Source organism: Pseudomonas sp. Pf153, from assembly GCF_001269775.1.
In the GTDB taxonomy this organism is placed as follows: Bacteria; Pseudomonadota; Gammaproteobacteria; order Pseudomonadales; family Pseudomonadaceae; genus Aquipseudomonas; species Aquipseudomonas uvaldensis.
On sequence record NZ_LHVL01000026.1, the window covers coordinates 25,058 to 37,179 of the forward strand.

Consider the following 12,122-nt stretch of genomic DNA (forward strand, 5'->3'; position numbering starts at 1 on the left):
AGAGTGTTCCATGTCTGACCGTTATATCGACTTCGCCAACTCGGCCATCGGCCTGCGCCTGGTCGGGGCGCTCGGCTTGCCATCGCCGGTACGTCTTGAACGCTGGCAGGCCGGTCGGCTGCGCCCGATCGAAGGCGCGCTGCTGCTGGGCGGTGGGCCGTTGACCGCACAGGTCGGCACGTTCGCCAAGCGCCTGACCGATGCCATTTTCGTCTACGGCGGCGAACCGACGCTGGCCACCGAGTGGATCCCCGGCCACGGCCCGAAAATCAAGGCCGTGGTGTACGACGCCAGTCATTTGATTCAGGTCGATCAGCTCAAGCAGTTGCGGGAGTTTTTCCAGCCGTTGATGAAGAACCTCGACCGCAGCGCCCACGTCGTCATCCTCGGACGGGCCCCGGAAACCCTTGACGATCCGTTCGCCGCCAGTGCCCAGCGGGCGCTGGAGGGGTTCAGCCGGTCACTGGCCAAGGAACTGCGTCACGGCGGCACCTTGCAGTTGCTGTATGTCGGTGACGGCGCCGAAGCTCAACTGGAAGGCGCGCTGCGGTTTTTCCTCTCGCCTAAAAGCGCCTACGTTTCCGGACAGGTCATTCGCCTCAAGGCCTGTGATGCTCAGGTCCAGGACTGGACACGGCCGCTTACCGGGCTCAGGGCGCTGGTCACTGGCGCCGCCCGCGGGATTGGCGCGTCCATCGCCGAAACCCTCGCCCGTGACGGCGCCGATGTGATCCTGCTGGACGTCCCGCCGGCCAAGACCGACCTCGAAGCCCTGGCCGCTCGCCTGGGCGGGCGCGGCGTCACACTGGATATTTGCGCCGAAGACGCCGCTGCCCGGTTGATCGAACACCTGCCCGACGGCGTCGACATCGTGGTGCACAACGCCGGCATCACCCGGGACAAGACCCTGGCGAACATGACGCCGGAATTCTGGGACGCGGTGCTGGCGGTCAATCTCAATGCGCCGCAAGTGCTGACCAAGGCGCTGCTGGACAGCGGCACCCTGCGGGACAATGGTCGGGTGATTCTGTTGGCGTCCATCAGTGGTATCGCCGGCAATCGCGGCCAGACCAACTATGCGGCGAGCAAAGCCGGCCTGATCGGCCTGGCCCAGGCCTGGGCACCGACCCTGCAGGCACGGGGGATCAGCATCAACGCGGTGGCTCCGGGTTTCATCGAGACCCGAATGACTGCCGAGGTCCCCTTCGCCTTGCGCGAAGCCGGGCGACGCATGAGTTCCCTGGGCCAGGGCGGCTTGCCCCAGGACGTCGCCGAAGCTGTCGCATGGCTTGCGCAACCGGGCACGGGTGCCGTCACCGGACAGGCGCTGCGGGTGTGCGGGCAAAGCCTGCTGGGAGCATGACCATGACGACACAATGGCACGAGGTCAGTGGCGCGCCGAACATGTCCGGGCTCTACACAAAAGCCGCGACGCGCCGCAAGGTCACCGGCACGACGCTGCCGACGGTGGGACTGCGCCAGTCGCTCCAGGTCGATCAGCAACGCCTGGCGGCCTACCGCAAGGTCTGCGGTTTCGTCGATAACGGGTTGCTGCCCCCGACCTACCCCCACGTCATGGCGTTCGCCCTGCAAATGCAACTGCTCACCGACCGGGACTTTCCGTTCCCGCTGTTGGGACTGGTGCACTTGAGCAACCGCATCCGCGTCTTGCGCCCCATGGGCGGCGTCGGCCAGGTGCGGGCCAGCGTCAATGTCGAAAACCTCAACGCCCACCCAAAAGGGGCGGTGTTCAGCCTCCTCACCCGCCTCGATGATCAGTTGGGGCCGTTGTGGGAAGCCGAGAGCGAGATGCTCTGCAAAGGCGTGCAACTGGACGGTGCATTGATCGAACCCGAGGAGCAGGAGCGTCCGGCACTGACCGAGGTGGCGCACTGGAGCGCACCCGCCGATATCGGCCGGCAGTACGCCAAAGTGTCAGGCGACTACAACCCGATCCACCTGAGCGGCATCAGCGCCCGCTTGTTCGGCTTTCCCACGGCCATCGCCCATGGCTTGTGGAACAAGGCCCGAACCCTGGCAGCGCTGGATGATCACCTGCCCGAAGCCAACCTTGAGATCGACGTGACCTTCAAGAAGCCTGTTCGCCTGCCCAGCGAAGTGACATTGCTGGCGAGCGCGGCGGGGTCCAGTGGTCACTTGCGGTTGGTGGGGACCGGAGAGTTGGAGCACATGGTGGGTAGCTGGCGGCCGGTTGCCTGAGTCGGGCCAATCCTGTGTGGGAAACTGTGGGAGCAAGGCTTGCCCGCGATAGGAACGAACCGTTTTATCGTTCATCGCGAAAGTTTTGCTCCTACAGGTTCAGTCCATTATCGCGGTGGGTAGTTGGAGAGGATCCGCCCGACCGTTTCACGTACTGCGGCACTGCGATCAGCCGGATTGGGGGAATCGCTGAGCAGTTGCTCGTCACTGCCGCGCCACACCAGCTTGCCGTCCTTGCCATCGAGCAAATCGATCTGCACCGTGGCCACCTTGTAGCTGATGTTGCGGGTTTCGTTGTACATCGGCCCGCCCCAATAACCATTCCAGGGACCGCCCCAGCCACCGCCGTAGTTCGTGGTGACTTGTTGCTGGCGGTCTTCGACGATCAGGTAGGCCTGGACCAGCACATCGCCTCGCCCGCCCGACGGCGCCGGACGCAAGCCACGCTGGTCGAGTTGATCGGCAACCGCCTGGCGGATCCGCTGTTCCGTCAGGTCACTTTTGATCCGTGGATCATCGGGGCGATATTGCAACGCCGGATCTTTCCAGCTCCAACTGCGGTAGGCCGCGAAATCGCGGCTGGTGTCGAAGTCGTGATTGACCTGCTTACCCGCACAGGCGCTGAGCAAGACGGCAAAGACCAGTAAAGCGAGACGGCGGAACATGATTCTTCTCCGTTACGTAATCAACTGGGCGGATAAGCCGACAGGGCTTTTTCCACCGCGTCGCGAATGGCATCGGTGCGTTCGCTCTGACTGCCACGCTGGCTGGTCTCGGCACTGGAGCTCCATACCGGCTGCCCCGTACGGGCGTCGAACAGTTCCACACGGACTACCACGACCTGCTCCTGATACGTACGCACCACCGGGACCGAGTGGTACATGCCATAACCCGGACCATAGCGGTTGTAACGGTCGTAGCCGCCGTAGTAACCCGAGTCGTAGTCATCGCGAACCTGGCGCAGCCGGGTTTCCAGGCGCAGGTCGGCGCTGACGAACAGGTCGGCCGGCCGGTTGTCATGCAGCGGACGCAGGCCTCGCTGATCCAGGGCGTTGCTCACCGCCTCGGCCACCTGGGCCGAATCCGCCCACGCGGTGCCCGGCGGTAGCCGGCCGTTGAGCCAGGCCCAACTGCGATAGCGTCCATAGTCACGCGGCGGCGCGGGGTAGGCGCTGCGGTCGAACACCGTGGCGGCTTCGGGCGGTGCCGGGGGCAGCGGTCTGGAAGTGGCGACATACGGGTTGCTGCCCTGACAGGCGGCCAACCCCAGGCACAACACCAATACCCCTGAACGACCTTTCATTTTGCTCTCCGATTTCTCTGCGATCAGAGCGGACGGCAGATCCAGTGCAGATAACGCCCCAGCCCGGCAAACGCCGGATGGCGACGGTGGGCCAGCTCCATTTCCAGCAATTGTGCCAGCTCGACGCGGCCCTGGAACTCCACAGGCATGTAGTCATGGAAAACCCGTACGCCACTCTGACTTTCGACCTGCCACAGGCCCTCAAGTTGCGCCGCCAATTCCCGTGGATCAAGGGGTTGTTGCGGCGTCAGGCTCTGCTTTTCACCAGCCATGTCATTCTTGCGCAACTTGCGGAAATGCCCCTTGAGCAGGTTGCGGTACACCAGCGCGTCGCGGTTGTAGAAGGCCAGGGACAGCCAACCACCCGGCACGGTCAACTGGTGCAGCACCGGCAGGATCGCGTGGGGCTCGGCCAGCCATTCCAGCACCGCGTGGCACAGCACCAGGTCGTAACGCTCGGTGAGCCGCCCCGGCAGATCCTGCCATGGCGCCTGAATGAACGTAGCGCCCTGGCCGGCATCGGCAAACCGTTGGCGCGCGCCTTCGAGCATGGGTTCGGCCGGCTCGGCCAGGGTCACCTGATGACCGCGCTCGGCCAGCCACAACGACATATGCCCCAGCCCGGCCCCGATATCCAGCACCCGCAGCGGACGCTCCGGCAACGTCTCGATCAGGTCGGCCTGAAGCACCGCCAGACGAATCGCACCCTTGGCCCCGCCGTAGATCTTTTCGGCAAAACGCGTAGCGAGCTGGTCGAAATGACGGTCGCTCATTGGCCGAACCGCCGCTCGCTGTCGGCCAGCTTGTTGCGCACGACGGCGTCCATGTCCAAGCCCAGTTCGCTGCACAACAGCAACAGGTACAGCACGATATCCCCGACCTCCTGCCCGGCGTGGGCCAGTTTGTCCGCCGGCAACTGGCGCGACTGGTCCTCGGTCAACCATTGGAAGATCTCCACCAGCTCGGCCATTTCCACGCTGGCGGCCATGGCGAGGTTCTTCGGGCTGTGAAATTGCCGCCAGTCGTTACGGTCACGAATGGCGTGCAGGCGTTCGGTCAGTTCAACAAGGTTCATCGGGCTCTCCTGAATGCCCATAGCTTCGGGGGGAAGACAAGGGAAGGCAAGCGTCTCGATACGAAGCGGGAATTTACTCCATAATCGAACGATCGAGGCCCTGGACAACTCCTACAATCACGCGCCAAAAGGGCTCGACTCAAACTTCTTTCATCAGGACGCACACATGCAGGTAGAAAGCTTTTTCGAATGGCTCGGCCAGGCACTCGGTTCGGTGATCCGTTTTATCGTCGATCTGCTCAGCGGCCTGTTCAACACCCTGGCCAATGCCGGCAGCAACTTCGTCGACGGCCTGTCCCGCGCGCTGGGCATGGACACCTCGATCATCAGCATCATCGCGCTGATCCTGGGGTTGCTGATGCTCTACTCGGCCATCCGCGCCTTCATGCGGGCCTCGATCGTGCTGGGGATTATCTGGCTGGTGCTGGGGCTGTGGGTGTTGAGTTGGATCATTCACTAGGCTATGTACGAAATCGTTTGAAACTTGGTTATGCGGCGTTAAAAACCGGCTCGGAATGCTCATTGACAACCAGTCAAGTCGAGCGCGACCCCGGCCGTTCCTCGCCGGTTTTTGCCTTGCCTAACCTGCGTTTCAAACAATTTCGTACACAGCCTTGGCTTGAGAGTCGGACAGCATTGTGGCGAGAGCGGCTACAATCGCGCTCCATCGAGGAGCCTGCATGTCCAAGCTGATTACCGATTGGCGCGATCGCCTGACCCATCGACGGGTCTGGGCGTTGGCCGCGCCGATGATTCTGTCGAACATTTCCGTACCGCTGGTGGCGTTGGTGGACAGCACTGTCATCGGCCATCTGCCCCATGCCCATCAGTTGGGCGCGGTGGCGGTCGGGAGCAGTTTGTATACGGTGCTGGCGTGGGCCATGGGATTTCTGCGCATGGGCACCACCGGGTTCGCGGCGCAGGCGGCCGGGCGCGCAGATGGAGCAGCGTTGCGGCAGGTGTTGTTGCAGGGCTTGTTGCTGGCAATGGGGCTGGCGGTGTTGCTGGGTGCGCTCGGCGTGCCATTGAGCGGCGTGGCCCTGCACTTCATGCAGCCGTCGACCGAGCTCGATCAGTTGACCCGGGACTTCTTCTATACACGACTCTTCGGCCTCCCGGCCGCGCTGGCCGGCTATGCGCTGGTGGGCTGGTTCCTCGGTGCGCAGAATGCACGGGCGCCGTTGGCGATCCTGTTGACCACGAACCTGGTGAATATCGCCCTGAACCTGTGGTTCGTGCTCGGCCTGGAATGGGGTGTTGCCGGTTCCGCCCGTGCTTCGGTGATTGCCGAATGGACCGGAGCGCTGCTGGGCCTGGCACTGGCCCGCAAGACACTGCGGGCCTGGCCGGGGCAGGTGGCCTGGGCAGCCCTGGGCCTGTGGCGGAACTGGCGCCCGTTGCTGGCGGTAAACCGCGACATCTTCATTCGTAGTCTCGCGTTGCAGTCAGTGTTTTTCCTGATCACTGTGCAGGGCGCCCGCCTGGGGGATGCGACGGTAGCGGCCAATGCCCTGCTGCTCAACGGGCTGCTGCTGACTGCCCACGCGTTGGACGGACTCGCCCACGCCGTCGAAGCGTTGTGCGGCCATGCCATTGGTGCTCGCGACCGCCTGGCCCTGCGCCGCTCATTAGTGGTGGCCTGCGGTTGGTCATTGATTGCAAGCGTCGGCTTTGCGCTGCTGTTCCTGTACGCCGGTCATCTGTTTATCGATATGCAGACCGACATCCCCGATGTGCGCGATACCGCCTATCGCTACCTGCCTTATCTGGCGGCCTTGCCGCTGATCGCCGTGTGGAGCTATGTGCTCGACGGCTTGTTTATCGGTGCCACCCGGGCCCGGGAAATGCGCAACGGCATGTTGCTGACCCTGTTGCTGGTCTTGCCCTTCGCCTGGACACTGCAAGGTCTGGGCAACCATGGGCTGTGGATTACCTTCCTGCTGTTCATGGCGGTGCGCAGCCTGACCCTCGGCGGTTTCGCGTGGCGTTTACATCGGCGCGAGCTCTGGCTTGGCGCCCGAGTCGATTGACGCATCAACCTTCATCGCCCTGCCACAGCCGACGCAGATAGTCGAGACGTTCGTGCTGCGAGTCGCCCTTGAGTTCCGGCACCGACCGGGCATCGGGATTTTGCAGACGCAGCCACAACCAGCCATCCAACACCTCGCGCTCGGTAAACCCCAGCGCCAATCCATGCTCCAGATAATCCCAGAGCGTCCGGTAATCGCGCCCGGTATCACGCGACCATTGCCAGGCATGACGCTCCAACAGGCATCGTTGCAATTGGTTCTGTTGACGGGCGCTGAGGCTGTGCTCATTTTCCAGCACGTCGACCAAGAGCCCGGGATTGGAGAGCTGTTGCCAGCCCTGACTGCCGATGGCCCGGTCGGCCCAGGTGCCGCCGAACCAGCGCAGCAGGTCGATAGGCCCCAGCCAGCAGCTGAGCTCAGCCGGGTCGCACCCGTCGAAGAAATAGCTGGCGGTGTGAGGGTTGTAATAACTCAGCAGCGCTTTGTGATGCATGCCCAGGGTCACCGTCAGCATCCGTCGCAGATGCGCCAGCAGCTGTGTAACGGGCGATGCGCTTACCAACAACAATCCCGGCCAGGACCCCGCATCCAGTTGACACAGGCCGGTCAGCGCCGTTGATTGCTGCAGATCCACCAGCAGCGGGCCGTGCTCCCTGAGCCCATGCCATTCGGTGTCTTCGAACAAGGCAAAGCGCCGGACATCGGCGAACTGCTCTTGTAGAAGCCGCGCCGCCATCGGTGCGCCCGCAAGATCGAGCAACAGCCATTGAGGCGTTGATCCGGACATGGCGACAACACTCATGGGACGGCGCCTTGGGTGATCAGCCGACAAGTACATACCGGCCGACCACAAGGACTGAAGCTGCCACCCCCAGGCAACAGGCACAGCAGCACCAGCGGCTCGGCCGCCCGGATCGCAGCCAGCAACACCGGGTCGGCTTCCGACGGCCAGTCAGGTTCGCGCAAAGGGGCTGCCCCGGCGGTCTCGCCCGCCGTTTGTGGGCAACCCGAATCGTCGAGAAAGGCGCTGATCATGGGGCGATCCGGGTCGCCTTCGATAAAACTCACCAACACTTCCGTCCCCTCGCCGAGGCTGCTCACGCCACCAGCGGCCAGATCAGGCGCCAAGGGCAGCCAGCAATGACTTGGGCTGGCCCCTTCGCCCTGATAGACCCAGTCGAATTGCACCGCCACTCGCCCTAGGCGCCGCGATGCCGGTGCGTCCACCGCCACCACCCAGCCGCGCTGCAGGGCCGGCATTCGCGGTGTGGGAGGGCTGTCCGCCACAAACGATTGTCCACCGGCAATGGCGCGGAAATGATTGCCGTAGCCATTGGCATCGCCGCGATGCTCGACCTTCGTCAAAAGCCAACGCTGATTCCAGTCGTCAAAAGGATGCGCCGTCAACGACAGGCCCTGACCACAGTGCAGGCCCATCAGATCGCTACGGCCCTCGGCAACCTGCTCCCCCGAAGCGACGGTTTGCACGCTGAACTCCCGAACTCCGGGTACCCGGGGCTCGATGCCATAGGCCATCTCCTTGGCTGGGGCAAAACTGCCGGGACTGTCCGCGAATACCAGGCAATGCGTGTCACGCATGTGTTCGAAATGAAAGTGAATACCAGCCTGGGCGCATACACGTTGGAGAAATTGCAGGTCCGATTCCCGATATTGGGTACAGAAGTCCAGCGGTGGGTAATCCCGCTGCAGATCCAGGCACAGGCCGCGGCCTCCGATACCGTGGCCCTTGAGTACCTGGCGGATGATCTGCGGGGCCGTGCAGGCATTGAATACCCGCTGACTGAAACGCTGCGCCAGGCACGCCAGCTTCGGCCCGATGCGCACCCGGCAACCGGCGTCGAGGCGGTGCTGCACAAGCTCGTGAATCTGACCGTGTATGCCCCGGCCCGAGCCTCCGAAGCTCAACCAGGCGCTACGGTACAACAGGCCAGCAAGATCCAGGGGCATGTCAACGGGCCGCAGTTCGACCTCATAGGCGAACGCTTCGCTGATGGCTTCGCTACCCTGGAAGGCCGAAACGACAAGGGATTCGGGCAAACCGGCTATCTCCAGACGAAATAACGGTTCGTTGGCTGGATCGGACATCGGCGTATCTCTACAGGAGGGGCGGCCGGGGATTCTCGCTGAGAGCCATGGCGGAGTAGAGAGCCGAAGTACAAGTTAGGAAAGGGACTACATGAAATGAGGACAGCAGCGGTTAAATGAGCCGATCAGCCGAAATAACAGCGGCACAAATAAGAACGCCCTTCAGGACTATCCGAAAAAACCTGCACTGTGCAGCGTATTTTTCTGACAGCCCGGAGGGCGCTCAATTATTGATCAAACAACCTCAAGAAGACAGATAGGACGAACGCGTGAGCCCCAGGCGCAACGCGTCGAGGAACTGCGTACGCTCGGTGGCGCTGATGCGGGCGCTGGCGCACTTGTCGCGGTAGTGAGTCATCAACTCCTCCGGCGACAAGTGCACGTAGCGCAACATGTCTTCGATGGTGTCGTGGGTTTCGATACCGGCGTGGTACACGCTGCCGTCGGCGTTCTGGTAGATGTTCACCGAGTCGGTGTCACCGAACAGGTTGTGCATGTCGCCGAGGATTTCCTGGTAGGCGCCCACCAGGAAGATACCCAGCAAATAGTCCTCACCGGGGTTGAGGGAATGGACCGGCAGGCTGGTCTCGATGCTCTGCTCATCAACGTACTGCTTGATCTTGCCATCGGAGTCGCAGGTCAAGTCTTGCAGCACGGCGCGGCGCAGCGGTTCTTCGTCGAGACGATGCAGCGGCAGGATCGGTAGCACCTGGCCGATGGCCCAGGTGTCCGGCAGGCTCTGGAACACCGAGAAGTTGCAAATGTATTTGTCGGCGAGCTTGTCGTTGAGTTCGTCCAGCACCTGGCGATGGGAACGCTGGCGGGCCTTCAACGAGTTGTGCAGGCGACGGCATACGGCGAAGTAGCACTGCTCGGCCAAGGCTTTTTCCGCCAGGGTCAGCTTGCCATCTGCGTACTGGGCGGCCACGTCGCTCATGTAGTGAGTAGCGCGCCAGTAGGTTTCGGTGACCATTTCGATATCGGTCGGCCCCAGCAGGTCCACCAGCCATTGCACGGTTTCCGGCAACGCTTCCTTGTTTTCAATGACCGGCACGTCATCGTGATGTTTCTCGACGTCGGTCACCTGCACCACCAGCATGGCGTGGTGGGCGGTCAGGGAACGGCCGCTCTCGGAGAAAATGTGCGGATGCGGCAGGCTCTGGGCGTCGCAGAACTCCTTGAGCATACCGACCACGACGCCGGCATAGTCGTCCATGTCGTAGTTGATCGAACTGGCGTTGCGCGAATGCGTACCGTCGTAGTCCACACCCAGGCCACCGCCGACGTCGATGTGATCCACCGGCAGGCCAAGATTGCGCAGCTCACCGTAGTAACGGATCGCTTCCTTGAAGCCGTGCTGGTAGTCCGCCAGGTTGGCGATCTGCGAACCCATGTGGAAGTGCAACAGGCGAATGCCCTGGTCCAGGCCGGCGGCGCGGAAGCGCTCGACCACCGACAGCAGTTGCGCCGCCGACAAACCGAACTTGGATTTCTCGCCACCGGTGTCGGCCCACTTGCTCGAAGCCAGGGACGACAGGCGCACCCGCAGGCCCACCTGTGGCTTGACCTTGAGCGACGCCGCTTCTTCGATCACCAGGCCGACTTCGGACTCTTTCTCGATGACGATGAACACATTGTGACCCAGCTTCTGGCCCATCAGCGCCAGGCGGATGAACTCGCGGTCCTTGTAGCCGTTGCAGACGATAGTCCCACCCTTGGGCGCCAGAGCCAGCACCGCCAGCAGCTCGGGCTTGGAGCCGGCCTCAAGGCCAATGGACACGTTCTGGGTGGCGATGATGTTCTCGATCACCGCTTCCTGTTGGTTGACCTTGATCGGATAGAGTGCGGTGTACTTGCTCTGGTATTCCAGGCGCGCGATGTTGCTGTCGAAGGCGCCGGTGAGCTGGCGCACGCGGTCTTGCAAGATGTCGGGGAAGCGCACCAGCAGAGGCAGCGAGAGGCCGCTCCGGCGAAGTTGGTCGACCTGCTCGAACAGGTCGATGGGCGAACTGCCGGGACCGTTCGGACGGACTTCTACGCGACCGGCGTCATTGATCGCGAAATACCCGGCCCCCCAATGGCGAATCCCGTAAACACTGCGGCTGTCCGCAACTGTCCATTGGCTGCCATCGTCTTTGCGTGTGCGTCGTACGGACATCGAAGTCCCCTATGAAAGAAGTCAAAAATGCGCCATCCGGTCAGAGGCCGGCGCAGTCTGGAGAGTGAAGATGACGAATTGCCTGTCAGCAGGGTAGACCTTGCTCACCGAGCTGAGTTTAGAAAGCCGTTCAGCCGCCGGATTTTTTCGCCTTGAAACCGTGCCGTGCCAGTTCGGCCAGCAACAGCTCGACGTGATCGCCCTGGATCTCGATGACGCCGTCCTTCAACGCGCCCCCGGTGCCACAGCGTTTCTTCAACGTGGTGGCCAGTTCCTTGAGCGCGTCTTCGGCCAACGGCACGCCGGTGATCGTAGTCACCGTCTTGCCGCCGCGCCCCTTGCTTTCACGGCGCACGCGAGCGATACCGTCACCGGCGGGAATGACGTTCTGTTTGCAGGTGCAGGCGTCCACCGGCTGGCGGCATTCAGGGCAATGACGACCGGCGTCGGTAGAAAATACCAGGCCGCCCAGGGCGGCGAAGGATGCGGCTTTTTTGGCCACCGGCAATCCTCTCGGGAGGACAAAGACTGGCCAGGACAAACAGTGCCCCGACCGCGAAGCCCCACTCAGGCAGGGGCAGCGCTACTGGACCCGCAGACGCCGGTCCAGCTTGAAAAGTCGCGCAGTGTAACGGCAAAAACTCCAATTGCTAAGGGCCAATCGGCGCCAATTTACTGCTTCTTTGCGACGCCGTTGCCATGGGCCCGCAAATAGCGCTCCAGGGCTGCCAGGGAGTCCGGGCAATAGGGCTTGTTCCGGATGTCTTCGAGCACCTGCTCGACTGGCATGAAACACGCTTCGAGGACCTCTTCCGGCTGCAGAATCAGCGGGCCGTCCCACACCGCAGAGAACGCCGAACACCATAGGCGACTGCCGGGGTCTTCGAAATAGAAATGGTCGTGGGCGGTCAGTAGCACGCCGCTCACGCCCAATTCCTCTTCCAGCTCACGGGCGGCCGATTCGGCATAGCTCTCGTTCGCCTGCACCATTCCGCCCGCCGCCACATCCCAGAAACCGGGGTAGATGGCCTTGCTCAGGGTTCGCCGGTGAACGCACAGTTCACCGGCCGAGTTGAACAACATGATGTAGGTGCCACGTCCGATCAGACCGCGCTCGCGCAGCTCCGAGCGCACCAGGCTGCCGAGCAGGTTGTCATGCTCATCGACCCAAGCGATCAGCTCGGCATCCGAAGCCTCTCGATGGGCGGCCTCCCGGGTGCTTTCGTTCAT

General features: G+C 62.7%; 13 protein-coding genes. 4 read left to right on the plus strand and 9 right to left on the minus strand.

Annotation, left to right across the window (positions count from 1 at the left end):
* The first annotated feature begins 10 nt into the window (after window positions 1-10).
* Both AD666_RS19405 and AD666_RS19410 read left to right on the plus strand, forming a co-directional pair.
* Window positions 11-1,363: a 3-oxoacyl-ACP reductase gene (locus AD666_RS19405; protein WP_053155446.1), complete on the plus strand. Its 1,353-nt coding sequence runs from the start codon at window positions 11-13 to the stop codon at window positions 1,361-1,363.
* A gap of 2 nt (window positions 1,364-1,365) precedes the next feature.
* Window positions 1,366-2,220, plus strand: a complete 855-nt coding sequence (locus AD666_RS19410) for a MaoC family dehydratase (RefSeq protein WP_053155448.1) — start codon at window positions 1,366-1,368, stop codon at window positions 2,218-2,220.
* A 107-nt stretch (window positions 2,221-2,327) separates the two neighbouring features.
* On the opposite strand, the gene AD666_RS19415 is transcribed toward AD666_RS19410, so the two are convergent.
* The 4 genes from AD666_RS19415 to AD666_RS19430 are packed head-to-tail and all read right to left on the minus strand — an operon-like array spanning window position 2,328 to window position 4,598.
* On the minus strand, window positions 2,328-2,885 hold the full coding sequence (locus AD666_RS19415; RefSeq protein ID WP_053155450.1) for a DUF4136 domain-containing protein: 558 nt from the start codon (window positions 2,883-2,885) through the stop codon (window positions 2,328-2,330).
* A gap of 20 nt (window positions 2,886-2,905) precedes the next feature.
* Window positions 2,906-3,523, minus strand: a complete 618-nt coding sequence (locus AD666_RS19420) for a DUF4136 domain-containing protein (protein ID WP_053155452.1) — start codon at window positions 3,521-3,523, stop codon at window positions 2,906-2,908.
* A gap of 23 nt (window positions 3,524-3,546) precedes the next feature.
* Window positions 3,547-4,296 carry a methyltransferase domain-containing protein gene (locus AD666_RS19425; RefSeq protein ID WP_053155453.1) on the minus strand — a complete coding sequence of 250 codons (750 nt, stop codon included), beginning with the start codon at window positions 4,294-4,296 and terminating at the stop codon, window positions 3,547-3,549.
* A complete protein-coding gene (locus AD666_RS19430) occupies window positions 4,293-4,598 on the minus strand; it encodes a MazG-like family protein (RefSeq protein ID WP_053155455.1) in 306 nt (101 codons plus the stop codon). Before AD666_RS19430 ends, AD666_RS19425 begins: the two co-directional genes overlap by 4 nt.
* A gap of 166 nt (window positions 4,599-4,764) precedes the next feature.
* On the opposite strand from AD666_RS19430, the gene AD666_RS19435 reads away from it, so the two are divergent.
* Entirely contained in the window at window positions 4,765-5,058 is a 294-nt protein-coding gene (locus AD666_RS19435) for a hypothetical protein (protein WP_053155457.1), read from the plus strand.
* 220 nt (window positions 5,059-5,278) lie between these two features.
* Window positions 5,279-6,628: an MATE family efflux transporter gene (locus tag AD666_RS19440; protein ID WP_053155460.1), complete on the plus strand. Its 1,350-nt coding sequence runs from the start codon at window positions 5,279-5,281 to the stop codon at window positions 6,626-6,628.
* Between the two features lie 4 nt (window positions 6,629-6,632).
* Here AD666_RS19440 and AD666_RS19445 read toward each other — a convergent pair whose 3' ends face one another.
* The 5 genes from AD666_RS19445 to AD666_RS19465 form a co-directional block, all read right to left on the minus strand.
* On the minus strand, window positions 6,633-7,430 hold the full coding sequence (locus tag AD666_RS19445) for a DUF4123 domain-containing protein (protein ID WP_053155462.1): 798 nt from the start codon (window positions 7,428-7,430) through the stop codon (window positions 6,633-6,635).
* The gene (locus AD666_RS19450) at window positions 7,427-8,734 is read right to left on the minus strand and encodes a type VI secretion system Vgr family protein (protein ID WP_053155464.1); all 1,308 of its coding nucleotides are present in this window, start codon (window positions 8,732-8,734) and stop codon (window positions 7,427-7,429) included. The genes AD666_RS19445 and AD666_RS19450 overlap by 4 nt, the downstream gene beginning before the upstream one ends.
* A 244-nt stretch (window positions 8,735-8,978) precedes the next feature.
* Window positions 8,979-10,892 (minus strand): arginine decarboxylase, encoded by a 1,914-nt coding sequence (gene speA / locus AD666_RS19455; RefSeq protein WP_053155466.1) that lies wholly within the window; start codon window positions 10,890-10,892, stop codon window positions 8,979-8,981.
* Window positions 10,893-11,022: 130 nt separating this feature from the next.
* Window positions 11,023-11,394 carry a translation initiation factor Sui1 gene (locus AD666_RS19460; RefSeq protein ID WP_053155468.1) on the minus strand — a complete coding sequence of 124 codons (372 nt, stop codon included), beginning with the start codon at window positions 11,392-11,394 and terminating at the stop codon, window positions 11,023-11,025.
* Between the two features lie 170 nt (window positions 11,395-11,564).
* The gene (locus AD666_RS19465) at window positions 11,565-12,122 is read right to left on the minus strand and encodes an NUDIX hydrolase (protein ID WP_053155470.1); all 558 of its coding nucleotides are present in this window, start codon (window positions 12,120-12,122) and stop codon (window positions 11,565-11,567) included.

Excerpts from the sequence above, each read along its gene's own strand:
- AD666_RS19440 (WP_053155460.1), top strand. The coding sequence starts at position 5,279 with ATGTCCAAGCTGATTACCGATTGGCGCGATCGCCTGACCCATCGACGG.
- AD666_RS19435 (WP_053155457.1), top strand. The coding sequence starts at position 4,765 with ATGCAGGTAGAAAGCTTTTTCGAATGGCTCGGCCAGGCACTCGGTTCG.
- AD666_RS19450 (WP_053155464.1), bottom strand. The coding sequence starts at position 8,734 with ATGTCCGATCCAGCCAACGAACCGTTATTTCGTCTGGAGATAGCCGGT.
- AD666_RS19430 (WP_053155455.1), bottom strand. The coding sequence starts at position 4,598 with ATGAACCTTGTTGAACTGACCGAACGCCTGCACGCCATTCGTGACCGT.
- AD666_RS19420 (WP_053155452.1), bottom strand. The coding sequence starts at position 3,523 with ATGAAAGGTCGTTCAGGGGTATTGGTGTTGTGCCTGGGGTTGGCCGCC.
- AD666_RS19425 (WP_053155453.1), bottom strand. The coding sequence starts at position 4,296 with ATGAGCGACCGTCATTTCGACCAGCTCGCTACGCGTTTTGCCGAAAAG.
- speA (WP_053155466.1), bottom strand. The coding sequence starts at position 10,892 with ATGTCCGTACGACGCACACGCAAAGACGATGGCAGCCAATGGACAGTT.
- AD666_RS19445 (WP_053155462.1), bottom strand. The coding sequence starts at position 7,430 with ATGAGTGTTGTCGCCATGTCCGGATCAACGCCTCAATGGCTGTTGCTC.
- AD666_RS19465 (WP_053155470.1), bottom strand. The coding sequence starts at position 12,122 with ATGAACGAAAGCACCCGGGAGGCCGCCCATCGAGAGGCTTCGGATGCC.
- AD666_RS19405 (WP_053155446.1), top strand. The coding sequence starts at position 11 with ATGTCTGACCGTTATATCGACTTCGCCAACTCGGCCATCGGCCTGCGC.
- AD666_RS19410 (WP_053155448.1), top strand. The coding sequence starts at position 1,366 with ATGACGACACAATGGCACGAGGTCAGTGGCGCGCCGAACATGTCCGGG.
- AD666_RS19415 (WP_053155450.1), bottom strand. The coding sequence starts at position 2,885 with ATGTTCCGCCGTCTCGCTTTACTGGTCTTTGCCGTCTTGCTCAGCGCC.